Raw genomic sequence first — 23,926 nt, 5'->3', positions numbered from 1 at the left:
GCGAGGACGCGACCCTGCACTTCGCGTCGGCGACCGGCGTCGGCGTCGACATGGAGAGCGGCGAGTACCCCGAGCAGTCGTTCCGGCGGCAGCGGGTGCTGCGGCCGCTGCTGTCGCTGCTGGCGATGAAGGGCGTGCTGCCGCGCGAGGTGCTCGGCGCGCCCGCGGACCGGGAGGGCGTGGCGTCATGACGACCGGTCCCCTTCCCCCGTCCGGCCGCGTCGACCAGATCGTCTTCGCCTGGTCGGACCGGCTGCTGGCCGGCGGCCGCGGTCTCGGACCGGTCGCGACGTCGCTCGGCACCGACGGGCTGCGCGTCTGGAACGAGCGGCTGGCCGGCGGCGACGTCGCCGTCGGGCAGTGGCTGTCCGGCGCGGCCGAGTGCGCGGCGCTGGGCGCGCTGCGGTTCGGCCGGCAGGGCGAGCACGGCGCCGCGCTGCGGCTGGTGCCGGCCCGCGACCCGAACGGCCGTCCCTCCCAGCTCGTGCACGCGCTCGTCGGCCCGGCGTCGGTGGTGGACGCGGCGCTGGTGCTCGGCCTGCACCGCTGGCCGGACTGGAGCACGCCGGAGCGCCTCGGCGCGACGCCCCCGGACCTGGAGGCGCTCGACGCGACCGCGCTGTGGGCGCACGCCCGGGCCGGGCTGGACGAGCCGTCGGCGCGCCGCGACGCGCTGGCCGGCCTGCTCGCCGGGGTGCTCTCCGCGCCGTGCGACTCGTACCTGGCCGAGATCTCCCCCGACGACGTCGGCCTGGTCGCCGGGCTCGTGCGCCGGCTCGACGGGATCGCCGGGACGGCCCCGCTGACGATGCTGCTGGGCGCCCAGGTCACCCGTCCCGAGCTGCGGCCCCGGCTGCTGGCCGTCGGCCTGCCGGACGCCAGGAACGGGCGGACGCCGCTGACGACCAAGGGCCGCACCGACCCCGGCATCGCGCGGGTGGCCGGGCTTCTCGCCGACCTGCCGCCGACGTCGCTGACCCGGCCGCGCGCTCCGCTGACGTCCACCGCGGCCCTCGCGGACTGGGTGGAGGCGGAGCACCAGCGGGCCACCGGCGTCCTCGACCTCGTCGACCGGGCGATCGCGGGCACGCTGGACGAGCCCGCGCGCCGCTACCTCAACGGCCCGGACGGGCAGGAGCGGCTGCGCGCCGACCTGCGCAACGCCGGCATGGCGCAGCTCACCGACCGGCTGCTGCGCTGGACGGAGGCGAAGCCGACCGGGCTGTCCGAGGCCGCCCGGACGCTGCGGCAGATCGCCGCCGAACGGTACCTGGCCGACGCCGGCGAGGACCACGACACCGCCGAACGGCTGCTCCAGGCCGCCCGCCGGATGGGCCTCACCGCGGCGGAGGCGAGGCGCGTCCTCGCGAACTGGTACGCCGGACTGCCGAAGGCCACCTCGGCGGACCAGTACAGCGCCGTGTACTTCGCGATCGGCGCGGGCCTCGACCCCGCGTCCGACGACACCTTCGCCCGGCTCCTCTCCGGCATGAAGGCGGTCACCCTGCTGGACTGGAGCAGGGTGCTGGCGCCGAGCGACCACGTCAAGGCCGCTCCGCACTTCATGCGCGCCGCGTACCGGCAGTGGAGCCGCGGCGACCGGCGCGGCGACGAGGACGTCCGCGCGCTGATGCGCGAGACCGAGATGTTCCACGAGACGATCCACGCCATCGTCTCGGGCTGCGGCCTGCGCACGGAGGACGAGGTCGAGCTGTACCGGACCGTCCTGCACCTGGCGTACGGCGACCCCGTCACGGACCTGGCCCCGGTGCTCGGCGCGCTTCCCGCCGACGCGGAGGCGACGGAGTTCCGGCCGTGGGCGGCGCTCGCCGACGTGCTCGGAGGCGACCGCGCCCACGTCTTCCAGCTGACCGCGCAGGCACGCCGCCGGAAGGCCCCGCCGCCGGTGCTCGAGGAGATGCTGGGCGTCCTGTCCGGCACCGACCTGATCCAGGGGCTGGCCGAGCAGCCCGGGCAGCCGGGCCTCCTCGAACCCGTGTGCCAGGTGCTGGCCAAGCGCAGCCCCACGCCCGCCGAGAAGCGCGCGGCCTGCGACGCGGCGCTGGCCAGGCGGTTCCTCGCCGACCTGGTGGAGAAGGCGTGGCCCGACGAGCCCGACCTGCGGTTCAAGGCGTACACCCTCCTGCTCCGGGCCGTCTACAAGGCCGGTGACCGCTCGAAGGGCGGCGGGCTCACGCCCGCGGAGGTGGACGAGCTGGTGCGGGCCGGCGGCACGGCGCCGTTCCTGCTGACCGTGGTCGCCCACGCGGCGCAGGACGCGGTCGTCCCCGCCCTGCTGCACGCGGCCCGCGGGCAGGCGGCCGACCTCGGCCTCTCGTCCGACATCACCGCATACACGCTGCGGGGGCCGCACCGGGCCGCCGAGACGCGGACCGCGAGGAGGACGTCCGCCCCACCGGCGCCCGTAGGCGCGCCGCAGGCGGGGCACGCGCAGCACCCGCTCCCGACGCGGCCGGTCGGGGACGGCCCGGCCCGCACCGCGCCCCCGCTCCCCGAGCCGCCGATCCCGCCGCAGCACTTCTCGTTCGACCCGCCGCCCGCGCCCCCAGACCATTTCGCGTCCGGCCCGGAGCAGGAGGCGCCGTACGACGACCGGCACCCGATCGTCGCCTGGATCGCCGACCGCACCGTCCAGGAGTGGGCGATCGCGGTGGCCGGCCTCGGGATCGTCGTCCTGCTCTGCCTCCTGCTGTTCGGCGGCTCGGACGAGACCCCGCCGCCGCGGCCGGCCGCCCCGACCGTGACCGTCACCGTCGCGCCGTCCGCCGCCCCGACGGCCGCCCGGACGACCGGCCCCGAGAAGCCGTCCGGCGAGGGCGGGACGCCGTCCGGCGAGGGCGGGACGCCGTCCGGCGAGGGCGGGACGCCGTCCGGCGACGGCCGGTCCCCGCAACCGACGACAGAAAAGACCCCCTGATGGCGCCTGGAGCGACGATCAGCCCCACCGAACCCCTCACCTCCGACGACGTCCTGAGCGGCATCAGCGCGCGGTTCCACCGGTACGCCGACCGGGCGCTGCGGGACTCCCCCGGGGAGGCCGCCAGCGGCCCGGCCCTGCTGAAGCGCCTCGCCGACGACCTCGACCCGGCGGGCGGGCCGCCGCCGACCGGCGTCGACCTCGTCGCCGCCTACCCGGCGGACGCGCTGCTGCCCGACCCGGCGCCGCGCCGGTGGCTGGAGACCACGCTGTTCTGGGGCCGGTTCTTCCAGAACGTGCTCGTCTTCGCGCCGATCGTCGTCACCTGGTGGAAGCTGCACGACGCCCTGAACGCCTACGGGCGGGCCCACAGCGAGGGCTCGTTCCTGCTCGGCTGGCAGGCCGGCTCGTTCGACCCCGACCACATCCGGCGCGGCGTCCAGGACTTCGCGCCGCTGTCGGAGACCGCGTGGTGGGTCGTCCTCACCGTCCTCGTCGTCATCGCGTTCACCGCCCTCGTGACCACCTGCGAGAACCTCCTCGACCGTCCGCGCTACGAGGCCGAGCGCGTGCAGATCGCGCAGGACGTCGCGCTCGCGTCGCACCTGCTGTCCGGCTCCCGGGACGGCCAGGTCACCTACCGGGACCTGCAGTCCCTGGTGCAGCGGATGGAGACCAGCGTGGGCGGGCTCATCGGCCGCCTCGCGGGCACGGCCGAGGACGTCCGCGCGGCACTGGAGGGCAGCACGGGCAAGCGGATCGAGGACGCCGTCCAGACCTGGATCGACAAGGCCGAGTCGCTGGAACGGGCGATCACGGCCATGCAGGCGCCCGCCGAGACGCTGGAGCGCTTCCGGAAGCTGCAGGACGACATCGCGGCCGGGCAGCGCGAGCTGCGCGCCGAACTGGCCGCCATGGTGACGCAGGTGGAGCGGGCGACGCTCGCCACCACCGACCACGCCGAGGCCGCGCAGCACTACCAGGACGCCGGCAACGCGGTGCTCGCCGACGCGGTCGCCCGGCTCTCCGCCGGCACCGACCGGCTATCGAAGGCGCTCGAACAGCTGGAGTACCTCGTCGACGACACCCGCGAGTTCGTCGCCTACGTGCGGCACGACGGCGGTGCGCACCGGTGACGGGGCCCGCGCGGGGACGCGCGTCCCGGCGGGGACGGCGGACCTCCCGGTTCGGCGCGGTGCACCTCGCCGGCTGGCTGTTCGCCGACCTGATGCTCGTGCTGTTCCTCGTCGCCATGGCGGTGCAGCCCCGCGCGGAGCTCACCACCGGCCTGCCGGAGCAGAAGAAGCCGCGGCCGTCCGGGCCGCGCGTCCTCGGCCAGGACTTCTGCGACTTCCTGATCCCGGTGCAGGCCGAAGGGCTCCTGTCCGGCTCCGGCGGGGCCCGCGCCGACCTGCTGAAGAAGGTCGACGAGGCGCTGCGCGGCGAGCACCCGTCCTGGCTGTACGGCGACGAGATGCGGCGCGAGGACGCCCGCCGCGCCTGCCTCCGGCAGCTCGAACAGAAGCTCCAGGTCGGCTTCTTCCTGGCCTACGGGGCGCGGAACGACACCGGCAGCGGAGTCGCCCTCGGCAAGAACGCCGCCAAGGCCGTCAGGTCCGGCAACCCCCGGTTCCGCGAGGCGATCTACCGGGCCGCGTGGACGGGCGGGGAGGGCGACGGCTCCGTCCAGCTCGTCGTCTTCTTCTACCAGAACTGATCGACACAGGGACGTGACGGGGTGACCACCGAAATCGCACTGCTCGAAACGCCGTCCGGCGGGGGGCGCGCGGAGTTCGCGCTGACCCTCGACCAGGGGAGCCGCGTCGGCGCCCGCTACAAGAGCCACTACGGCACGGTCCGGCCCGCCGGCGGCGGCGCCGAGGTCGAGTGCGTCTACAAGGTCGCCACCGGCGCCATGGGGAAGCGCGTGCTCAGCAACGAGGTGGCCGTCTGGGGCGGCCTCCGCATGGAGGACGTGCGCGCCGACCAGTTCGGGACGCTGCTCGGCTTCGACGTCGACTCCCCCGACGCCCCGGCCCGGCTGGTGCAGACGCGGCGCGGCCGTCCGCTCGCCGGGACGTCTCCCCTCCCCTCCGAGCGGCTGCGGCGGCCGGCCCACGACCTGTTCACCGCGCTCCGGGTGCTCGCGGACAACGCCTACGCGCTGGGCGAGCTGTCCCCTGGGATGCTCCTGTGGGACGGCAGGGGGCTGCAGATCGCCGACCTGGGCAACGCGGTCGGCCAGCCGGACGACCTGCGGGCGGCGCGGGACGTGCGCGCGGCTGCCGGGCTGCTGTTCTGGCTCGCGTCGGGCGAGGAGTCGTCGTTCGGGCCGGACGGCGCGGGGCCCGCCGACGAGGGCGAGCTGCGCTGGCTGATCCGGCACCACCCCGACCTCGGCATGGTGCTCCGGCCCGTCTTCGACGAGGAGGTCCCGACGGCCGCGGAGGTGCTGGCCCGCATGGAGGGATGGCCGCCCTCCGGCGACACGACGGAGCGGGACGTGCCCGCCGGGCACGACTCCCCCACCGAGCAGGACGCCCCCGAGGACGACGACACGCGGACCGTGGAGATCCACCCCGGCGCCCGTCCCGCGCGGGCCGGGCAGACGAGGCGCACCGCGCAGGCCGGGCCGCCGGAGCGGGCCGAACCGAAGCCGCCGCCTCCGCCGGCGCCCCCGGCGACGGACGCCGGCGCGCGCGCCATCGAGAACTACCGGAGGGAGAAGCAGTGGCTGGGCCAGCGGAGGAACGGCGCGCCCGCGCACCCGTCCAGCGGGTCGGCGCCGTCCTTCCATCGGGCACCTGGCACGGGACCGGGAACCGGACGGCCGGGCGCGCCTCCGGGGGTCGGCGTCCCCTCGCTGCCCCGCGACTTCCCGTTCCGCGTCGGCGACGACGGCAGGCGCAGACCGCACCCCCTGCTGGTGTGGCCCGTGGTGTTCGTCCTGGTCGTCCTTATTCTCCTGGTGGTGTTGTGACATGATCGCCCCGCCCTGGCAGCCCGGTCCCGCCGCGTACCCCGGCCCGGAGCCGCGCGCCCGCACGCTCTGCCCGTACTGCCTGAACCACATCGACTGGTCCGACTACGGCGAGGTCCCGCTCGTCAAGAACACCCCGGACGGGCCGGAGGTGCTGACGCGGGCGCCGGACGAGCCGGAGGTCCGCTGGCGGCACCGGACGCTCGGCGCGATGCGGCAGTGCCACGGCGACGGCGACCCGCACTCCCTCCCGGCCGACTACGGCGACCTGGACCCGCTCATCATCGGGCTGGTCGGCGCCAGCGCGGCCGGCAAGACCCACCTGCTCACCGCGATGATCGCCCAGCTCGAACGGCGCAAGGCCATGCTCGCGCCTGAGCTGCGCATCGAGCCGCTCGACGGGCACCTGCGGCAGCGGTTCTACGAGGAGCGGATCCGGCCGTTCCTGGAGCAGCGCCGCGTCCTGCCCGCCACCCGCCGCACCGCGCGGGCCGAGTTCGTGTACGCGCTGCGCGTGTCCAGCGAGTACACCGGGCGCACCCACGCGGTCGGGTTCTTCGACGTCCCCGGCGAGCACTACCACCGGTACGAGTACGAGGACACCCCGTTCCTCAGCCTCGCCGACGCGATCCTCTACGTCGCGGACGGCCAGCAGCTCCGCACCGGCGACGACTGGAACCCGTGGGTGCCCGACCCCGGCTTCACTCACGCGATCACCCAGCTCCTGCACACCCGGCAGTCCCGCGACGGCCTGCTGCCGCCCGGCGCCATCGTCGTCGCCAAGTCCGACATGCTGGCCGGAGTCGACGGCACCGTCGCGCACTGGCTCGCGCGGGACGACGAGACGGTGCTCGGCGACCTGCGCACCGTCGAGGACGAGAACGAGGCCGCCTACGCGTTCCTGGACCGGCACGGCGCCGAACTGTGGCTGGCGCCGTTCCACTCCGGCTCGCCCACCACGCTCCACTTCGCGTCGGCGTCGGGCGTGCCGCCGATCCCGGAGGAGGGCGTGTTCCCCCACCGCAACTTCCGCCCGACCCGGGTGCTGCGCCCGCTGCTGTCGCTTTTCAGCGCCACCGGGCTGGTCCCCCGGATCGACACCGAGGAGCCAGGCCAGTACCTGTGAGCCGCCCCCGGCGCCCGCCGGGGGCGGTCAGCGCCGGTGCGGGCCAGGCCCGCTCGCGGCGCGCCAGGCGTGCGGCGCCAGGAGCTGCGCCACCACGAGGTCGGCGCGTCCCTCCACGGTGGCGGGGTCGGCCGCCTGCGCGAGCCGCAGCCGGTCCGGCCACCACGGGACCTCGCGCGGCACGGCCGCGGCGAGAGCGCGGACCCGCTCCGCGGCGTCGGCGAGCAGCGTGAGCTCCGCCGCCCACGCCCACAGCATCGGCCACTCCCGCTCGGACGGCAGCTCCGCCGGCGGCCGGCCGGGACGGCCGCGCACCACCCGGCCGCGCAGCCAGCTCAGCTTCCCCTCCGCCCGCGCGACGATCTCCGGGACGTCCGCGTGCACCCGGTCCAGGACGGCGCAGCGCCCCCGGCAGCCGGGATGCCCGCAGCGGTGCCGGGCCGCGTCGGCCAGCACGCCGCCGTCCACGACCTCCCGCAGCAGTTCCCGGTCGGCGGGCCCGCCCCGGGCGAGTCCGAGCAGCCCCGGCGCGTCGATCGGACGGCCCTCGTAGCGCGGTGTCACGTCCGGGATGACCTGCGCGGTCAGCCTGATCAGCGCCCGCCGCGCCCCGCCGCCGCCCAGCCCGCGCAGGTACCGCACGTCGGCCGGGTCCGCGCCCTGCCGGACGAGCCAGTCGGCCAGCCGCCCGCCGTTGCCGGCCAGCCAGGCGGCGCCGTCCCGCCAGTTCCGCTCCAGGTCGTCGGCGAGGCCGCGGACGTCCCGGTAGGTGCGGCCGTTGAACCGCGGCGGCCGGTGCTCGTCCGCGACCCACGCCACCACGTGCTCGTACGTCCAGCGCCGCGCCGGGTCCACGACGAGCAGCCCGTCGATGAGCCGCCGCCACTCCGGGTCGGTCACGGCGTCCAGCGCGGGCCGCCGCCCGGCGCGCAGCAGCTCCCGCACCCGCGCGGACGGCGTCCCCTCGTAGGGCGTCCGCCCGAGGAGGAGCTGGTAGGCGATGATCCCGAGAGCCCACCAGGCGGCCGGAGCGCCGCGGCGGCCCCGCGCGGTCTCGGGCGCGGCGTAGGCCCAGGTGGTCAGCAGCCCGCCCGGGTCCCGCCCATGGACCCTGACGTTGCGGGCTATTCCCCCGAAGTCACCGATCAGCAGTTCGTAGGGATTCCGGGACCGCACCAGGATGTTGGCCGGTTTCACGTCCGTGTGCGTCAATCCCATCGCGCCCAGCCAGAAGTTGAGGCATTCGGCGAGTTCGGCGACGATCGCCCTCAGTTCCGCGTCGCCGAGCGGAAGGGCGTCGCCGATCAGCGCCTCCAGCGAACCGTGCGCGCAGTACTCCTGCGCCATCCAGCCGACCTCGGCGCCGTCCACGACGAGATTCCCGTAATCGTGGATCCGGGGGACGTGCCTGGTGGCCTCCAGCCGCCCCAGCACAACGAGCTGGTCGGTCTCCAGCCGGGAGTCCCGGTGCACTTTGACGACGACCAGGTCGGCGCCCCCGCACCCGCCGTGGAGCGGCTCCGCCAGATGGACGACCGACTCGGCGCCGACCGCCTCGATCCGGATCGGCCGGAATTTCTCCCGCAATGCCACCGGAAAGTCACCGGCATCCCCGGCAACGCCGCCCAGCCCCAAAGAACGACCCTCTCCCCGTCTGCCCCGTCCCCCGATCCTATGACGGCGGACCGCCCCGAAATGGGTCGTCCGACACCGTTCCCAGCAAATCGCCACAACGGCCGTGCGGCAGCGGGCGGGCGAGCCCGTCCTTCCAGCGCGGGGTCGACGCGACGGCCGTCTCGCGGCACGCCGTTGACCACATGATCGACGGCGCGGAAGATGGCCGCCATGGACGCTCCGCGCTTCGTCTGCCTCGACCCTGACGGCACCATCGGCGGCGGCTGGCTGTACGTGGTGGTGGAGGCCGGGACCGGAGTGGTCTACCAGCAGCAGTACGGCGGCAACGTGACCCGGCAGGGGCAGGTGGAGGGCTTCCTGGTGCCGCTGGCGAGCCGTGACGGACTGAGCGCACTGCGCACGCTGTTCGAGAAGGACTTCCGCGGTGCCGGCACCTGGAACCACACCTGGCCAGACGATGCGCGAGGCAGGCTGGAGGAGATCATCGGGGCCGTCCGCTACTGGGCCTGCGACGGCAACACCGAGCAGCCGCACGGCCTGAGGTTGGACGAGAGCCGGATGCGCGAGGTCGACGAGGCGTGGGTCCCGGTCATCACCCCGGACGGCCCCGGGGTGCTGGTGTGGCCCAACTCGGACTGAACGCCTGGTGAGGGGACGTGGACGACGCCGGCGCGGTGCGGGATCAGTTGACCCGGGACGCGACCGCGCCGGCGTCCGCTTCGTCTCCGTCAGCCGTCCACGATCTTCTTCGTTCTCGACCCACAGGCGAACGGCGTTCCGTTCTTACCCTTCTGGGCGCACACCTTGATTCCCACGTACTGCTTCGGCTTCACGTTGCCGTGGGAGAACGGGTCGAAGTAAATGACGCTGAGATCGTGGCCGTTGCGCTGAGCGCCGACCAGCTTGCCGTCGAGCCAGACCCATGCCTTGACGCCGACATTGTCGTCGCATGCGTCATAGACCTGCGCGTAGTCGTCACCGTGTTCGCCGTGGTCGACGAAGCCGGCGATCCCGTACTGAGCACACCGTCCGGGCCCCGTTTCGACAAGGAAACTGTCGTCCGACTTCGCCGAGGCCGAGCCGGCGGGCAGCACCAGGACCGCGGTGATGGCCGCAACGGCCGCGGCGCCGTAGCGAATTCGATAGCCGGCACACTCCATGAAGCATTCACCTCCTAGTTTGATATGAACCGCACTGGAGGCAGTGTGCTTGCACCGGCATCGCCTGCCCAGACTTTTGCACCACAGTGGAAAAGCGCAGGCCGCTCCGGGGCGGCCGTTCACCGGGCCTGTGCCCGTGTCGTCCTCTCGGCGAGGTGGTTTCCGATGATCCAGCCCATGCCGAAGGCGGAGAGCAGCCCGTTCCCGGACAGGTAGCCGTCGGAGTGGGGGCCCGCCAGGCCGCAGGCGGTGCCGCCGCCCGCGTACAGGCCGGGGATCGGCGCGCCCGCCTCGTCCAGGACGCGCCCGGACGGGTCGATGACCAGCCCGCCCTGGGTGGCGAGCAGGCCGTGGGTCACCCAGGCGAGATGGTACGGGGCGGTGAGCCGCCGCCGGCCGGGCAGCGGGGTCAGGGCGCGATCGGCCTGGTCGGTCGTCAGGTGCAGGGAGGCGGCGAGGTCGCCGAGGGTGGCGCGGTCCTGGACGGCGCCGGCGGCGAGGCACTCGCGCATCATCTCCGACTCGCGGGTGGCGGCCATCGCGGCGGCGTCCCAGATCATCGCGGCTCGTTCGCCGGGCTGCCGCCGCAGGACGCCCGCCATGGACGAGTAGCCCTTGGACTCCTCGTCGACGAAGCGCTCGCCGTCGAGGTTGACCAGGACGGCGCCGTTGAACGGCAGGGCCGGTGACACGCGGGTGCCGTGGTCGACGACGACGAGCCCGGACCGCAGGCCGGCGCCCATGTTCCGCAGCCGGGCGCCCAGCCGCAGGGCCCAGGGCAGGGCGTCGCCGGTGGAGGTGGAGACACCGCCGTAGAAGGGCGTGCCGAGGTGCGGCAGATGCTGCTCGACCAGGGCCTCGTCGGCCGCGAAGCCGTCGGCGGCGAGGACGACGGCACCGGCCCGGACGCGTTGCAGGGCGCCGTTCTGGGCGACGACGACGCCCGTGACCTCGCCGTCCTGCGAGACGAGGTCGACGGCGCGGGCCTCGTCGACGAAGGCGGCGTTGTCGCGGGCCGCGAGCAGGGCGCGCAGGTGCCGCATGAGCCGGGCGCCGCCGAGGCGCCCGGTGTCGGTGTGCAGGCGCGGGGCGGTCATCCCGGCGCGGGGCATGTCGGTGCCGATCTCGATCGGGTAGCCGGTGTCGGCGAGCCACTCCACGATTCGCGGGGCCGCGGCGCACAGGGCCTCGACCACCGGGCGCCACTCCTCGTCCCCGCTGGCGCGCAGGATGTCCTCGGCGTGCCGTCGCGGCGAGTCGTCGATGCCCGCGGCCGCCTGGAAGCGGGTGCCTCCCGCGGCGAGGGAACCGGACGAGATGGCGGCGTTGCACCCCTCGCGGGCGGACCTCTCGAAGACGGCGACGACGAGGCCGGGGTCGCCGGCGGCGCGCAGGGCGGTCATCACGCCGCAGGCCCCGCCGCCGACGACGGCGACGTCCACCTCGATGTCCCAGGTCACGCGAGGGTCCCGTCCGTGCCGTAGAAGCGGCGCGCGGCGTCGATCAGCGGCCGCGGCGGGCGCGCGCCGTAGAAGCCGGTCCGCGCCGGGGCCAGTCCGGTGGCGCGGTACTGCGCGGCGCGCAGCTCCGCGACGCGGACGCAGGTGCCGAGGGAGTCGAGGACCGGGACCTCGTCCACGCGGGACAGGCCCTGGTCGGCGAGGAACACGTTCAGCGGCCCCTCCCCCGGGACGACGACGTTCGCGCCGGCCTCGATCGCCTCGCGCGCGGCGCGGGCGAACGCGTCCAGCAGCGGCTCCGGGTCGGCGTACGCCGCCATCACGTCGGTGAACTCCGCCTCGACCTGCACGATCGGGCCGACGAGCCCGTCCAGGCGGTAGTTGCGCAGGTTGCGCCGGAGCTGCGGTTCCAGGGCGGCGATGAAGTTGACGATCCCGACGCGGTCCCCGAGCGCCGCCGCCATCAGCACCGAGGTCTGGCCGAAGGCGACCACGGGGATGTCGACGACCGTGCGGACCTCCTCGTAGGCGGTGTCCGGGATGGTCGCGATCAGGAAGGCGTCGTAACCCTCGTCCTGGGCGCGCAGCGCCGCGTGCACGAACTGCTCCCTGTGCAGGCCGGCGAGGTAGGCGTAGCCGATGTGCGTCCCGGGATAGTCGGACGGGTAGGTGCCTGGCCTCATGCCGTGGAGGTCGATCTCGGTGCCGGGCGCCGCCTGCGACCGCAGGTGGCGTGCCAGCGCGTCGCGGTAGTGCGGGACGTCGTCGAGGACGGTGAAGGACTGGTGCCAGATCCGCATGTTCACACCACCGCCGCGGCGCGGGCGGCGTTCGCCCCGGCGATCCGGCCGAACGTCGCGCCGCGCAGCACCGATGTCGAGCCGGTGTAGTTCGAGTAGTACAGCCCGGTCAGCTCGCCCGCCGCGTACAGGCCGTCCATGGGGCGGCCGTCGCGGTCGACGACCTCGGCGGCGGAGGTGGTCTTGAGGCCGCCGAAGCTGAAGACGTTCGCCGCCATGATCGGGTAGGCGGCGAACGGCCCCTCGGCGACGGGCCGGCTCCAGTTCGACTTCGGGACGTCCAGCCCCGCCGTCGCGAGGCCGTCGGGCCGGGCGTGGTCGAAGCCGTCGGAGGGAGGGCAGGCCGCGTTGTAGGCGTCGATGGTCGCCTCGACGGCCGCGGCGGGCAGGTCCAGCCGCCGCGCGAGGTCACCGAGGGTGTCGGCCGTCACCGGCGGGACGTCGGTGCGGACGCCCGCCATCAGGTTCGGCACCGCGAGGCCCCGCTGGTCGAGGACGACCCAGGCGACGCCGCCGGTCTGGGCCTGGACGGCGCGGGTCGTCCGCTCGTACCAGGCGTCGACGGTGCCGCGGGCCTCGTCGACGAACCGCCGCCCCTCCTTGTTGATCAGGACGCCGTAGGGGAAGCAGAAGATCGCGGCCTCCGGCTCGCCGCTGCGCGGGTCGACCGGCTCGGCGTGGAACAGGGCGAAGTTCCCGGCGGTGGCGGCGCCGAGCGCGAGCGCCATCTCCAGGCCTTCTCCCTTGTTGTAGTTGCCGCCCTTGGCGACGGGCCGGCAGGTCAGCGCCCGGTCGCCGTGGTAGCGGGCCATCAGCTCGAAGTTGCCCTGGTAGCCGCCGCTGGCGAGGACGACCGCGCCCTCGAACACGGCGGGGCCGTCCGGGGTGTGCGCGACCACGCCGCCGACGCCGCGGCCAGAGGGGACGAGGCGGCGGGCCGTGGTCGCGAAGTGGAACTCCACGCCGAGCCCGCGCGCGGCCTCCCCCATCGTCTCTACGATGGCCAGGCCGCCGCCGACCGGCGCCATCCGGGTGGTCGACCGGGTGAGGAACGGGGTCGGCACGAAGTCGAACCGGACGCCGTGGCGCGTCATCCAGCGCAGTGTCGGCGGCGCGTTCTCGGCCAGCGCGGCGACGTAGTCCGGGTCGACGGTGTGGGTGGCGCGGTACAGGGCGCCCTGCCGCCGCGGCGGGAGGGCCGCGTCGTTGACGATGGACGGGTCGGGGTGCCCCATGAAGTCGTCGACGAGGGCGTCCTCGAAGCCGTCCGCGACCTCGTAGAGCGACTTCATGCGCAGGAAGGCCTCGGTGTAGCGGGTGTTCCCGCCGGTCTCGGCCTCCGGGGAGCGTTCCAGGAGCGCGACGCGGGCGCCGTTCTCGGCCGCCGAGACGGCGGCCGAGAGGCCCGCGACCCCGCCCCCGACCACCACGACGTCGTAGCGGTGCGTCTGTTCGGTCATGACGGCGTTCCTCTCAGAAGGCGAGCTCGGCGGAGCCGATCACTGACCCGAACAGCGGCAGCATGTTCGTCACGGAGAACTCGTGGAAGTCCGGGCGGAAGGAGGCGCACATGTCCTCGACCACGGTGACCTGGAGGCCGGAGTCGGAGGCGTGCCGGGCCGCCGACTCAACGACCAGGTTGGTCGCGACGCCGCCGAGCACGACCTCGGTGACGCCCTCGGCGGCGAGGACGTCCCGCAGCGGGGTCCCGACGAACGGGTCGACGCAGCCCTTGTCGACGACGGGCTCCCCCGCGACCGGCGCCAGCGCCTCGACGATCCGCGCCTCCGGGGAGTCGGCGAGCATCGCGCGCTGCTCCTCGTAGGGGGCGAAGCGGGGCAGCCGGTTGGTGCGGAGGCGGTAGGACGGGTCGAAGGCGAGCCGGACGTGGACGACGAGCGTTCCGGCGGCGCGGGCGGCGTCCAGGACGCGCCCGGCCGTCGCGAGGACGCCGCGTTCGGCGATCTGCGCGGCGAGCGGCGGCATGCGCAGGTGCGGGCCCTCCTCGCAGAGCGCGACCTGGTAGTCGAGCATGAGCAGGGCCTTGGTGCTGGTCATTCGGAGTCTCCTCGGAGGGGTCGGGCTACCAGGCGGACCAGCCGCCGTCGACGTACACGACCTGGCCGGTCATGTACGAGGCGGCGGGTCCGGCGAGCAGCAGGAGGGGGCCGGCGAAGTCGGTGGCCGGGTCGCCGAGCCGGCCGAGCATGGTGCGCTCGCCGAACCACCTGAGCCGGTCGGGGTCCGCGCCGAGCGCGGCCGTCATCTGGGTGGGGTAGAAGACGCCGGGCGCCAGGCAGTTGACGTTGACGCCGTGCGGGCCGAGCTCGGCGGCCAGCGCCCGGGTCACGTTCACGACGCCGGCCTTGGACGAGTAGTACGCCGACTCGGGAACGGGACCGACGCGTTCGGCGTAGACGGTGGTGAGGTTGACGATGCGGCCGCCCGAGCCTTGCCGGGTCAGCGCCTTCCCGGCCTCGCGGCCGACCAGCCAGGTGCCGGTGAGGTTGACCCGCACGACCCGCTCGAACTCCTCGACCGAGGTCTCGTCGTAGGGCTTGCGGAGCATGACGCCCGCGGCGTTCACCACGACGTCGAGCCGCACGTGCTCGGCGATGACGTTGCCGAGAAGCGCGGCGACGGACGCCTCGTCGGTCACGTCGACCTCGTACGCGCTGGCGCCGCGGCCCTGCGCGGCGGCCGGGCCGCGGGCCGTGGCGGCGAGGTCGGCGGCGCGCGACGGCAGGTCGGCGACGGCGACCCGCGCGCCGGCGCCCGCCAGCGCCCGCGCCGCGATCTCGCCGAGGCCGCCGGCGGCGGCGCCGACCACCAGGGCGACCTGGCCGGTCAGGTCGAACGCGGGGTTCACCACTGGAGCTCGCTCTCCTCGTCCGCGGCGTTCCGTCCGGCGAGCCGGCCGAACACGCCGGACTTGCCGATGGAGGTGCCGGTCATGTAGCCGGCCCCGTGGAATCCGCCGGTGATCTCTCCGGCGGCGTAGAGGCGCCCGATCGGCTCGCCCCACCAGTCGAGGACCCGCATCCGGGTGTCGACGGTGAGCCCGCAGTACGTCGCGAGCACGACGGTTCCCGAGGGGTGGGCGTAGAACGGCGGGCGGTCGATCGGCGTCGGGTCCCCGACGCCGCCGGACAGGTGGGCCCGCCCGAACGCGTCGGCCCGCCCGTCCCGGAGCGCGGCGTTGTACTCGGCGACGGTGCGCTGCAGGGAGCCGCCCGGCAGGCCGATCGCGGCCTCCAGGCCGGCGACCGTCCCGGAGCTGAGCAGCATCCCGGCCCGCTCGCGCCCGGCGAACTCGTAGATCGGGACCTCGTCGTTGGCCAGGGCCATCGTGCGGGCGTCGAAGACCTGCCAGGTCGTCACGCCGGGCTGGGCGAGCGCGGCGTCCCCGATCTCCTTGTAGTTCCGCGACTCGTCCACGAAGCGGCGGCCTTCGCGGTTCACCGCGATCGCGCCCTTGTAGACGGCGAGGATGCCGGTGCCGTCCTCGCCGGGGTGCTCGACGTGGTAGTGCCCGTACGTGCCCTTGATGTAGGGGGTGTCGCGCAGGCTCGCCCCGAGCGCCATGGCCATCTTGAGGCCGTCGCCCTGGTTCCCGGCGCCGCCCTGGCGGAGCGCGTTCTCCATCTGCGGCGCGAACGCGGCGAGCAGCTCCGGGTTCATCGAGAAGCCGCCGGTGGCGAGCACGACCGCGTCCGCGAGCACCTCGCGGCCGTCGGCGAGCCGGACGCCGGTCACGCGGGCGCCGTCGTGCAGCAGCCGGTGCGCCGGGGCGCCGAGCACGACCCGGGCGCCGAGGGCGCCGGCCGCCGCGAGCAGCAGGTGCAGCATGCGGGTGGTGTCGGCGGGGTGGCTGCGGGGCGCCGACTGGCCCGAGGCGGCGTGGATCTCGCCGTAGCGGACGCCGTGCTCCTTCAGCCAGCGGTACGCCGCCAGCTGGTGCTCGCAGTAGAGGTCGATGAGCGCCGGGTCGCCGCGCCCCCGCCCGACCTCGACGAGGTCCTCGCGGAGCAGCTCGACGGAGTCGGCGATCCCCTGCTCGGCCTGCTCGTCGGTACCCGCGAAGGCGGACAGCCCGGCCGACTTCACGGTGGACCCGCCGATCTCGCCGGTCTTCTCCAGCAGCAGCGCGTACCGTCCCGCCTCGGCCGCCGCGAGCAGCGCGGCGCAGCCGGCGAGGCCGGCCCCGAGGACCAGGACACCGACGCGCCCGGGCAGGCCGGTCTCGACCGGCAGGCCGGGCAGGGCGCTCACGAGAGGCTCCCGAACTCGCGGTCCAGGGCGGTCTCGGCGGCGCTGAACCGCGGCAGGTTGAACAGGCTCTGCCGCTCCTCCCAGCCCGCCATCCGGCCGGCGCGGGACGCGGTCTCGCCGTGCTCGCGCAGGTGCGCCAGCGCCTCGCGGCCGGCGAGGTGCATCGAGCGCATCAGGTAGTTGGCGAACAGCACGACCCCGACGCCCAGCTCGGCGTAGCGCGCGACGTCCAGCTGCGGGGTCCTGCCTCCCTCGACGACATTGACGATCAGCGGCACGCCCGCCAGCTCGCGCCCGACCAGCGCGAGTTCGTCGACCGTCCGCGGCGCCTCGACGAACAGCGCGTCGGCGCCGGCCTCGGCGTAGGCGCGGCCGCGTTCGACCGCCTCCTCGATCCCGTGCACGGACCGGGCGTCCGTGCGCGCGATGATCACCAGCGCGTCGTCGGCGCGCGCCTCGCACGCCGCCGCGATCTTGGTCTGCATGTGGCCGGACGGGATCAGCGCGTGCGAGTCGAAGTGGCCGCACCGCTTCGGCATCTCCTGGTCCTCCAGCTGGAGGCCGGCCACACCGGCGCGCTCCAGCAGGCGGACCGTGCGCATCGCCGCCAGCGGTCCGCCGTAGCCGGTGTCGGCGTCGCAGACGAGCGGCACGCGGGTCGCCTCGGCGAGCCGTCCGGCGTGGTCGACGACCTCGGCCTGGGAGATCAGCCCGATGTCGGGAAGCCCGAAGCCGGCGTTGGCGAGCCCGGCGCCGGTGGCGTAGACGGCGGCGAAGCCGGCCTCCTCGACGAGCCGGGCGCCGAGCGCGTCGGTCGCGCCGGGCAGCACCAGCGGCTCGACCGGCGCGCCCGGCGCGGCCGTGGCGGCGGCCAGCGCGGCGCGCAGCGCCAGCCGCTTGTCGCGGGCGGTCGGGCCGGGGCCGACACCGGTCAGCGATGCGAGCAGGCCCGGCTCCCAGGGCGGGGTATGGGGCACGTCAACTCCTCCATGGAGTGATTACTACAGACGCTTACCGTGACAGCAGTCACCAGGTCGGCGCAACCCTCGCGGTTCCGGCCCACCTTCCCGCGGACTCCCTCCACCAGGGCCGACATCGCGAGTTGTCGCAGCACATCAGCCATGTTCTAGAGGTCGTACCAGCACCCGGCGCCTGTGGTCGCAGTCACAGATTTCTGCGGCCACCTCTTGCCTTCCCCGGAGCGATCGCTCTACGGTCCATGTAGTGACTGCTACAGAGATGCCGGTCACGCTCTCCCGTTCTCCGCGACCCGAAGGAACGTCACCGATGACCGTCCTGGACGAGATCCGCCGGCTGGAGCCGGAGTTTCGCGCCGAGGAGGACCTTTCGGCCGACCAGCGCATGCTGACCGGCCGGGCCTTCACGCGCATGCAGGAGACCGGGCTGATGCGCGGCCTCCAGCCCAAGCGCTGGGGCGGCGCCGAACTGTCGCTGCGCGAGCACCTCACCGGCGTCTACGAACTCGGGCGGATCGCCCCGTCCGCGGGCTGGGTCGCCGGCGTCATGGGCTCGCACCCCTGGCAGCTGGCCCTGTTCCCCGAGGAGACGCAGGCCGAGATCTGGGCGTCCGACCCGGACTGGAACGCCTCCTCCTCCTACGCCCCGACCGGGAAGATCGAACCGGTCGAGGGCGGCTACCGCGTGCACGGCCGCTGGTCGTTCTCCTCCGGCTGCGACCACGCCCAGGGCGTGATCCTCGGCGGCTTCGCCGGGAAGGTCGAGGTGGCGCCCGGCGTCGAGGTGCCGAACTACGGGTCCGCGCTGCTGCACCGCGACCAGTACTCCATCGAGGACACCTGGCACGTCCGCGGCTCCCGCGGCACGGGCAGCAAGGACATCGTCGTCGAGGACGCCTTCATCCCGGCCCGGCGCTTCCTGTCCAGCCCGCTCTACGAGTACAACCCGGAACGCCCCGCGCCCGGCATGGAGACCAACCCGAGCGCCCTCTACAAGCTGCCGTGGGCGGTCATGTTCAACCTCGTCCTGGTCGCGCCGATGCTCGGGCTCGCCCGCCGCCTCATCGACGACTGGACGGCCGACACCCGCGTCCGCAGGGCGAACTGGGGCGGCACCTACGCCGACGACCCGCTGATGCAGATGCGCCTGGCCGAGGCCGAATGGGTCCACGACGCCGCCGTCATGAAGATGTACGACGCGATCGACACGATCACCGAGGCCGCCGAGGCCGGGGTGTTCCTGGACAAGCGGCAGCGGGCCCGGCTGCGGTGGAACATCACCCGCGCCTGCCAGCGGACCGGCTTCGCGATCAACGACCTGATGCGGGCCGCCTCCGGCCGCACCGTCTTCGTCGACCACCCGCTGCACCGCCTCTACCAGGACGTCATCGCCGAACTCGGCCACGCGTTCCTCGTCTCCGACGGCGTCGGCCAGTACTACGGCGCCGCCCTCCTCGACTCTTCCGCCCCGGAGGTCATGCTGTGATCACGCAACTCGCCTACCTCGGCATCGCGTCCCCGAACTCCGCGGAGTGGCGCGACTACGCCCCCCGCCTGCTCGGCGCGACCATCGCCGGCGACGGCCCGGACGGCGCCGTCCGGGTGAAGGTCGACGACAAGGGCTACCGGGTCGCCGTCCACCCGGCGGAGCAGGACGAGCTCCGGTACGTCGGGTGGGACTGCGGCAACGAGACCGACCTGCGGTCCTACGCGGCCGAGCTGCGCGGCAAGGGCGTCGAGGTGCACGCCGGCGGCGCCGAGGAGCTGAAGGAGCGCCAGGTCGCCGAGCTGTACTGGTTCACCGACCCGTTCGGCAACCGCCACGAGATCGTCTGGGGGCAGTTCTCCCAGCCGAACTCGTTCTTCCCCGGACGCCCCATGCGCGGCCGCTTCGTCACCGGCGACCTCGGCCTCGGCCACGTGGTGCTGATCGTGCCGGACCTCGACCGCGCCAACGCCTTCTACGCCGAGACGCTGGGCTTCCGGTTGTCGGACCGGGTGAAGAGCGACGTCTTCAACCTGCGCTTCTACCACTGCAACGGCCGCCACCACTCGCTGGCCGTCGCGGAGATCCCCGGCATGACCGGGATCAACCACCTGATGCTGGAGGTCGAGTCCTTCGACGACCTCGGCACCGCGATCGACCTGTTCACTGCCGACCCGGAGCGGGAGATCCTGCTGTCCCTCGGCCGGCACACCAACGACCTGATGACCTCGATCTACGTGCAGACCCCGTCCTCGATGCAGATCGAGTACGGGCACGGCGGGATCAGCGTCGACGACCTCACCTGGGTCGCGGGCAACCACGACCTGCCGTCGATCTGGGGCCACCACCGCTCCCAGGCGTACCTGGACGGGCCTCCCGGCATCTTCCGCCTCGCGGGCGGCGAGGAGGCCGCCGGATGACCCCCGCGATCCGCACCGAGGACGTCGCGATCGGCGGCGGCCGCCACCTGCGCGTCAACCAGACCGGCGCCCCGGGCGCGCCCGCCCTGCTCTTCCTGCACGGCTCCGGGCCCGGCGTGACCGCCGCGTCCAACTGGCGAGCGGTGATCGAGGGGCTCGGCGACACCTACCACTGCGTCGCCCCCGACATCCTCGGCTTCGGCGACTCCAGCCACCCGGACCCGCAGCCGCAGGGCTTCGCGGCGCAGGCCGAGGTCCGCGTCGACGCGCTGTTCGCCCTCGTGGACGCGCTCGGCCTGGAGAAGGTCGTCCTCGTCGGCAACTCCATGGGCGGTATGTACTCGCTGCGCATGGCCCAGTTGCGGCCGGACCTCGTCGACCGGATCGTGCTGATGGGCTCGGGCGGCATGCCGGGCCTGGAGCCGACCCCGGACCTGATCAAGCTCATCACCTACTTCGACGATCCGACCGTCGAGGCGATGGCGGACCTGCTGATGAGGTTCGTGCACGACAAGAAAGCCTTCGGCGACACCGTCGAGGCGGTCGCGGCGGAGCGGATGCCGATCGTGCGGCGCCCCTGGATCGAGGCCGGGCACCGGGCCATGTTCGCGCCCGAGATGCTCAGCTTCGGGCCCGACGACCTCGCGAAGATCGACATCCCGGCCCTGGTCGTGCACGGCCGCCAGGACTCCATCGTGCCGCTGGAGTGCGGCTACTACCTCGCCGAACACCTGCCGCAGGCGGACCTCTACGTCATCGGCGGGTGCGGCCACTGGACGCAGATCGAGCAGGCCGCGCGATTCCAGGCGATCGTGCGGACCTTCGTCGGAACGGGGACGCGATGACCATGAGCATGATCGAGAAGGCGCGGGCGGCCGCGCCGGCGCTCGCCGCGGCCGACGCCCCGAGCGCGGAGCAGGGCAGGCTCACCGCGGAGGCCGTCGCGGCGCTCGAATCGACGGGCGTCCTGCGGGCGCTGCAGCCCGCGCGCTGGGGTGGCGGCGAGGCCCACCTCGCCGAGTACGCCGAGACGGTGGTCGAGATCGGCCGCGCTTCGGCGTCCGCCGGCTGGGTGGCCTCCGTCGTCGGCGTCCACCCGTGGCAGATCGCCCTGTTCCCCGAGGAGACGCAGAAGGAGATCTGGGGCGCCGACCCGTCCCGCAGGATCGCCTCGTCCTACACGCCGACCGGGAAGATCGAGAAGGTCCCCGGCGGCTACCGGGTGTCGGGACGGTGGAGCTTCTCCTCCGGCAGCGGCATCTGCGACGGCGTCATCCTCGGCGGGATCGCCGGACGCCGCGAGGTGAACGGCGTCGAGCACCCCGACTTCACCTCCGTCATCCTCGACGCCGCCGACTACCGGATCGAGCAGACCTGGAACGTCGCGGGCCTGCGCGGCACCGGCTCCGACGACATCGTCGTGGACGGCGTGTTCGTCCCCGAGCACCGCGGCCAGTCGCACGTGTACTACACGCACGGCCTCGGCACCCCGCTGCCCGGCCAGGAGCTCAACGACGGGCCGCTGTACCGGACGCCGTGGGCGGTCACCTTCAACCTGATCATCGCCGCCGGGGCCCTCGGCGCCTGCCTCGGCTTCTACGACCGGTGGGTCGCCGAGACCCGCGCCCGGCGCACCAACTACGGCCAGTCGCTGCGCGAGGAGCCCGTCGTGCAGCACCACCTCGCGGAGGCGGCCTGGCAGCTCGACGCCGCCGTCCTGAAGGTCAGGCGCGCGGCCGAGGAGCTGATGGAGCACGCCGAGCGCAGGGAGGTCCCCTCCCTGGAGCAGCGCGCCTTCTGGCGCTGGGACGTCGCCCGGTCGGCGAACGCGGCGGTCGACACCGTCCAGGCGCTGATGCGGGTCTCGTCGGGCCGTTCCGCCTTCGTCGACCACCCGCTCCAGACCAGGTTCCAGGACGCCATGGCCGCCGGCGGCCACGCCTTCCTGTTCGGCGATCCGCTGGCCAAGGCGTGGGGCGGCCGGCACCTCGGCGCGGCGAAGCCCGCGGAGGTCCACCTGTGATCACCTCGTCCGACGTCGCCGTCCAGGTCCGCGGCGGCGAACTGACGTTCCGGCTGCACGAGACCGGGGAGCGCGGCCCGGAGGCCGTGCTGTTCCTGCACGGCTCGGGGCCCGGCGCGACCGGGCTGTCGAACTGGGAGCGGATCATCACCGACCTCGGGCACCGGTACTGGTGCCTGGCGCCCGACCAGATCGGGTTCGGCGACTCCTCGCATCCCGCCGACGCGCCGCGCGGCATGGGCCCGTTCAACGAACTGCGGGCCGAGGCGCTGCTGGCGCTCGTCGACGCCCTCGGCCTGGAGAAGGTCCACCTCGTCGGCAACTCCATGGGCGGCCAGCTCGCCCTCCTGATGACGCTGGCCCGGCCGCGCCTGATCGGCAGGATCCTCCTGATGGGCAGCGGCGGCGCGCCGGACATGCCGGTCAGCCCCGGTCTGCGGCACCTGCGCGAGTTCTACGCGAACCCGAGCGCGGAGTCCCTCAAGGAGCTGCTCGGCGAGTTCGTGTACGACCTCGAACCCATGCGCGACACCGTCGACCGGGTCGTGGCCGAGCGGATGGCCTACGTGAACCGCGAGGACGTCCGGCGCTCGCACGAGGCGTCCTTCGACCCGGACGGCGCCCGCCGCTTCTTCACCCCCGAGGAACTCGCGACCCTCACCCACGAGGTGCTGTGCGTCCACGGCCGCGACGACCGGATCATCCCCGTCGAGGCGAGCAGGTACTTCGCCGCGGCGATCCCGAACGCGCACCTGTACGTCCTCGGGCGGTGCGGCCACTGGACCCAGATCGAGCACCCCCGGACCTTCGAGCGGCTCCTGACGGGCCTCGTCGACGGCCACCTCTGAGGAGACGCGCATGCGCATCGCCAACCACGCGGGCCGAGCGGTGCTGGTCGTCGCCGACGGCAAGGCAGCGGACGTCGCGACCGCCTCGGACGGCCGCTTCGGCCCCGACCCGCAGAGCCTCTACGACCACTGGGACGCCTTCACGGCCTGGGCGGCCACCGCCGCTCCCGTCCCGGACGTCGAGATCGACGCGGCCCGTCTCGGCCCGCCGTCGCCGGCGCCGTCCCAGGTGATCGCGATCGGGCTGAACTACGCCGGCCACGCCGCGGAGACCGGCTTCGAGCCGCCGAAGGACCTGCCGCCGGTCTTCACCAAGTTCGCCTCGTCCCTCACCGGCCCGTACGGGCAGATCGCCCTGCCCGAGGGCGGCCACACGGACTGGGAGGTCGAGGTCGTCGCGGTCATCGGCCGGACGGCCCACCGCGTCGCGGCCGACGAGGCGTGGGACCACGTCGCCGGCCTGTCGGCCGGCCAGGACCTCTCGGAGCGGATCCTCCAGTTCACCGGCGAAGCCCCGCAGTTCGGCCTCGCCAAGTCCCATCCGGGCTTCGCGCCGATCGGCCCCTGGCTGGTGACCCTCGACGAGATCCCCGACCGCGACGACCTCGCGCTCGGCTGCTCGATCGACGGCGAGACCGTCCAGGACGGCCGCACGTCCAAGCTGATCTTCTCGATCCCCCGCACGATCGCGGACCTGTCGCGGGTCGTCACCCTGCGCCCCGGCGACGTGATCTTCACCGGCACCCCCGACGGCGTCGGCCTCGGCCGCACCCCGCAGCGCTTCCTGCGCCCCGGGGAAACCCTGCGCACCTGGGTCGAGGGAATCGGCGAGATGGAGCACACCTTCTAGTGAGCCGCACACGAGAGCCCCGGCCCCACAAGGGCCGGGGCTCCGGTCGGTACCGCGGCCGGGTCCACCGGGACCGCTTCGCCGGGTGGCGGAGTCAGAGCTGGCCGAACGTCCAGCCGATCGCCTGCCGCTGGAGTTCCTCGACGAGGACGGAATCGCCAGGTGACGCACCGGCGGGTCGCTGCGGGACGGCGTCGGCGTACGACACCGTCGGGTCGGCGGGATCCGCCGGATGGGCGAGCGCGCCACCGAACCTCAGATCTCCGGCGAACCACAGCACCCCGTAGCCGTCGGTGATGGAGTTCCAGGTGCCGCGCTGGAGCCGGGTCTTCATCACCCCCGCCACGTTCTGGTCCGGATCCAGAAGGAACACGTGAACCAGCGCCGCGGGGTTAACAAATAAGCCTACCATCGTGACGTTATTGTGGTAGATAATCTAGGCAATCAGCTG

The 23,926-nt window shown here is 73.9% G+C and carries 23 protein-coding genes; 13 read left to right on the top strand and 10 right to left on the bottom strand.

Annotation, left to right across the window (positions count from 1 at the left end):
• From AB0C69_RS14995 to AB0C69_RS14970, 6 genes are all read left to right on the top strand, one after another.
• Nucleotides 1-191: hypothetical protein (locus tag AB0C69_RS14995; RefSeq protein WP_360353733.1), on the top strand; the 191-nt coding region annotated here is incomplete at its 5' end.
• Complete coding sequence (locus AB0C69_RS14990; RefSeq protein ID WP_360353731.1) at nucleotides 188-2,938, top strand: hypothetical protein; 2,751 nt, start codon at nucleotides 188-190, stop codon at nucleotides 2,936-2,938. The genes AB0C69_RS14995 and AB0C69_RS14990, both read left to right, overlap by 4 nt.
• Nucleotides 2,938-4,074 carry a hypothetical protein gene (locus AB0C69_RS14985; RefSeq protein WP_360353729.1) on the top strand — a complete coding sequence of 379 codons (1,137 nt, stop codon included), beginning with the start codon at nucleotides 2,938-2,940 and terminating at the stop codon, nucleotides 4,072-4,074. Before AB0C69_RS14990 ends, AB0C69_RS14985 begins: the two co-directional genes overlap by 1 nt.
• A complete protein-coding gene (locus AB0C69_RS14980) occupies nucleotides 4,071-4,655 on the top strand; it encodes a hypothetical protein (protein WP_353834827.1) in 585 nt (194 codons plus the stop codon). Before AB0C69_RS14985 ends, AB0C69_RS14980 begins: the two co-directional genes overlap by 4 nt.
• 21 nt (nucleotides 4,656-4,676) lie before the next feature.
• A complete protein-coding gene (locus AB0C69_RS14975; protein ID WP_360353726.1) occupies nucleotides 4,677-5,918 on the top strand; it encodes a hypothetical protein in 1,242 nt (413 codons plus the stop codon).
• A gap of 1 nt (nucleotide 5,919) precedes the next feature.
• Complete coding sequence (locus AB0C69_RS14970) at nucleotides 5,920-7,044, top strand: hypothetical protein (RefSeq protein WP_345173712.1); 1,125 nt, start codon at nucleotides 5,920-5,922, stop codon at nucleotides 7,042-7,044.
• A gap of 27 nt (nucleotides 7,045-7,071) precedes the next feature.
• Here the strand turns inward: AB0C69_RS14970 and AB0C69_RS14965 are convergent, their stop codons facing one another.
• On the bottom strand, nucleotides 7,072-8,637 hold the full coding sequence (locus tag AB0C69_RS14965; RefSeq protein ID WP_360353724.1) for a protein kinase: 1,566 nt from the start codon (nucleotides 8,635-8,637) through the stop codon (nucleotides 7,072-7,074).
• A gap of 252 nt (nucleotides 8,638-8,889) precedes the next feature.
• On the opposite strand from AB0C69_RS14965, the gene AB0C69_RS14960 reads away from it, so the two are divergent.
• Nucleotides 8,890-9,318 (top strand): DUF6210 family protein, encoded by a 429-nt coding sequence (locus tag AB0C69_RS14960; RefSeq protein ID WP_360353722.1) that lies wholly within the window; start codon nucleotides 8,890-8,892, stop codon nucleotides 9,316-9,318.
• Between the two features lie 89 nt (nucleotides 9,319-9,407).
• Here AB0C69_RS14960 and AB0C69_RS14955 read toward each other — a convergent pair whose 3' ends face one another.
• The 8 genes from AB0C69_RS14955 to AB0C69_RS14920 form a co-directional block, all read right to left on the bottom strand.
• Complete coding sequence (locus tag AB0C69_RS14955) at nucleotides 9,408-9,839, bottom strand: hypothetical protein (RefSeq protein ID WP_360353720.1); 432 nt, start codon at nucleotides 9,837-9,839, stop codon at nucleotides 9,408-9,410.
• A gap of 119 nt (nucleotides 9,840-9,958) precedes the next feature.
• On the bottom strand, nucleotides 9,959-11,299 hold the full coding sequence (locus AB0C69_RS14950) for an FAD-dependent oxidoreductase (protein ID WP_360353718.1): 1,341 nt from the start codon (nucleotides 11,297-11,299) through the stop codon (nucleotides 9,959-9,961).
• Entirely contained in the window at nucleotides 11,296-12,099 is an 804-nt protein-coding gene (locus AB0C69_RS14945; protein ID WP_360353716.1) for an aspartate/glutamate racemase family protein, read from the bottom strand. Before AB0C69_RS14945 ends, AB0C69_RS14950 begins: the two co-directional genes overlap by 4 nt.
• Nucleotides 12,100-12,101: 2 nt before the next feature.
• Nucleotides 12,102-13,559: an FAD-dependent oxidoreductase gene (locus AB0C69_RS14940; protein ID WP_360353714.1), complete on the bottom strand. Its 1,458-nt coding sequence runs from the start codon at nucleotides 13,557-13,559 to the stop codon at nucleotides 12,102-12,104.
• A 13-nt stretch (nucleotides 13,560-13,572) separates the two neighbouring features.
• Nucleotides 13,573-14,157 (bottom strand): isochorismatase family cysteine hydrolase, encoded by a 585-nt coding sequence (locus AB0C69_RS14935; protein ID WP_345173726.1) that lies wholly within the window; start codon nucleotides 14,155-14,157, stop codon nucleotides 13,573-13,575.
• 25 nt (nucleotides 14,158-14,182) lie between these two features.
• Nucleotides 14,183-14,971, bottom strand: coding sequence for an SDR family oxidoreductase (locus AB0C69_RS14930; RefSeq protein ID WP_360353711.1), 789 nt, complete (start codon nucleotides 14,969-14,971; stop codon nucleotides 14,183-14,185).
• Entirely contained in the window at nucleotides 14,965-16,371 is a 1,407-nt protein-coding gene (locus AB0C69_RS14925; RefSeq protein WP_360353709.1) for an FAD-dependent oxidoreductase, read from the bottom strand. Before AB0C69_RS14925 ends, AB0C69_RS14930 begins: the two co-directional genes overlap by 7 nt.
• On the bottom strand, nucleotides 16,368-17,348 hold the full coding sequence (locus tag AB0C69_RS14920; protein WP_360353707.1) for an oxaloacetate decarboxylase: 981 nt from the start codon (nucleotides 17,346-17,348) through the stop codon (nucleotides 16,368-16,370). The genes AB0C69_RS14925 and AB0C69_RS14920 overlap by 4 nt, the downstream gene beginning before the upstream one ends.
• A gap of 310 nt (nucleotides 17,349-17,658) precedes the next feature.
• Here AB0C69_RS14920 and AB0C69_RS14915 point away from each other — a divergent pair, with 310 nt between their 5' ends.
• Genes AB0C69_RS14915 through AB0C69_RS14890 form a run of 6 tightly spaced genes read left to right on the top strand, consistent with a single transcriptional unit; the run spans nucleotide 17,659 to nucleotide 23,475 of the window.
• The gene (locus AB0C69_RS14915) at nucleotides 17,659-18,834 is read left to right on the top strand and encodes a hypothetical protein (RefSeq protein WP_360353705.1); all 1,176 of its coding nucleotides are present in this window, start codon (nucleotides 17,659-17,661) and stop codon (nucleotides 18,832-18,834) included.
• On the top strand, nucleotides 18,831-19,754 hold the full coding sequence (locus tag AB0C69_RS14910) for a VOC family protein (protein ID WP_360353703.1): 924 nt from the start codon (nucleotides 18,831-18,833) through the stop codon (nucleotides 19,752-19,754). The genes AB0C69_RS14915 and AB0C69_RS14910 overlap by 4 nt, the downstream gene beginning before the upstream one ends.
• Complete coding sequence (locus AB0C69_RS14905; protein ID WP_360353701.1) at nucleotides 19,751-20,599, top strand: alpha/beta hydrolase; 849 nt, start codon at nucleotides 19,751-19,753, stop codon at nucleotides 20,597-20,599. Before AB0C69_RS14910 ends, AB0C69_RS14905 begins: the two co-directional genes overlap by 4 nt.
• A complete protein-coding gene (locus AB0C69_RS14900) occupies nucleotides 20,596-21,777 on the top strand; it encodes an acyl-CoA dehydrogenase family protein (RefSeq protein WP_360353699.1) in 1,182 nt (393 codons plus the stop codon). The genes AB0C69_RS14905 and AB0C69_RS14900 overlap by 4 nt, the downstream gene beginning before the upstream one ends.
• Complete coding sequence (locus AB0C69_RS14895; RefSeq protein WP_360353697.1) at nucleotides 21,774-22,625, top strand: alpha/beta hydrolase; 852 nt, start codon at nucleotides 21,774-21,776, stop codon at nucleotides 22,623-22,625. The genes AB0C69_RS14900 and AB0C69_RS14895 overlap by 4 nt, the downstream gene beginning before the upstream one ends.
• A 10-nt stretch (nucleotides 22,626-22,635) precedes the next feature.
• Nucleotides 22,636-23,475, top strand: a complete 840-nt coding sequence (locus AB0C69_RS14890; protein ID WP_360353695.1) for a fumarylacetoacetate hydrolase family protein — start codon at nucleotides 22,636-22,638, stop codon at nucleotides 23,473-23,475.
• 94 nt (nucleotides 23,476-23,569) lie between these two features.
• On the opposite strand, the gene AB0C69_RS14885 is transcribed toward AB0C69_RS14890, so the two are convergent.
• A complete protein-coding gene (locus tag AB0C69_RS14885; RefSeq protein WP_360353693.1) occupies nucleotides 23,570-23,848 on the bottom strand; it encodes a hypothetical protein in 279 nt (92 codons plus the stop codon).
• Between the last annotated feature and the right edge of the window lie 78 nt (nucleotides 23,849-23,926).

The organism is Actinomadura sp. NPDC048032 (assembly GCF_040653175.1).
Lineage (GTDB): Bacteria > Actinomycetota > Actinomycetes > Streptosporangiales > Streptosporangiaceae > Spirillospora > Spirillospora verrucosospora.
This window is presented reverse-complemented; position numbering and strand designations above follow the sequence as displayed.

Excerpts from the sequence above, each read along its gene's own strand:
- AB0C69_RS14915 (WP_360353705.1), top strand. The coding sequence starts at position 17,659 with ATGACCGTCCTGGACGAGATCCGCCGGCTGGAGCCGGAGTTTCGCGCC.
- AB0C69_RS14890 (WP_360353695.1), top strand. The coding sequence starts at position 22,636 with ATGCGCATCGCCAACCACGCGGGCCGAGCGGTGCTGGTCGTCGCCGAC.
- AB0C69_RS14905 (WP_360353701.1), top strand. The coding sequence starts at position 19,751 with ATGACCCCCGCGATCCGCACCGAGGACGTCGCGATCGGCGGCGGCCGC.
- AB0C69_RS14945 (WP_360353716.1), bottom strand. The coding sequence starts at position 12,099 with ATGCGGATCTGGCACCAGTCCTTCACCGTCCTCGACGACGTCCCGCAC.
- AB0C69_RS14990 (WP_360353731.1), top strand. The coding sequence starts at position 188 with ATGACGACCGGTCCCCTTCCCCCGTCCGGCCGCGTCGACCAGATCGTC.
- AB0C69_RS14900 (WP_360353699.1), top strand. The coding sequence starts at position 20,596 with ATGACCATGAGCATGATCGAGAAGGCGCGGGCGGCCGCGCCGGCGCTC.
- AB0C69_RS14985 (WP_360353729.1), top strand. The coding sequence starts at position 2,938 with ATGGCGCCTGGAGCGACGATCAGCCCCACCGAACCCCTCACCTCCGAC.
- AB0C69_RS14940 (WP_360353714.1), bottom strand. The coding sequence starts at position 13,559 with ATGACCGAACAGACGCACCGCTACGACGTCGTGGTGGTCGGGGGCGGG.
- AB0C69_RS14970 (WP_345173712.1), top strand. The coding sequence starts at position 5,920 with ATGATCGCCCCGCCCTGGCAGCCCGGTCCCGCCGCGTACCCCGGCCCG.
- AB0C69_RS14935 (WP_345173726.1), bottom strand. The coding sequence starts at position 14,157 with ATGACCAGCACCAAGGCCCTGCTCATGCTCGACTACCAGGTCGCGCTC.
- AB0C69_RS14955 (WP_360353720.1), bottom strand. The coding sequence starts at position 9,839 with ATGGAGTGTGCCGGCTATCGAATTCGCTACGGCGCCGCGGCCGTTGCG.
- AB0C69_RS14960 (WP_360353722.1), top strand. The coding sequence starts at position 8,890 with ATGGACGCTCCGCGCTTCGTCTGCCTCGACCCTGACGGCACCATCGGC.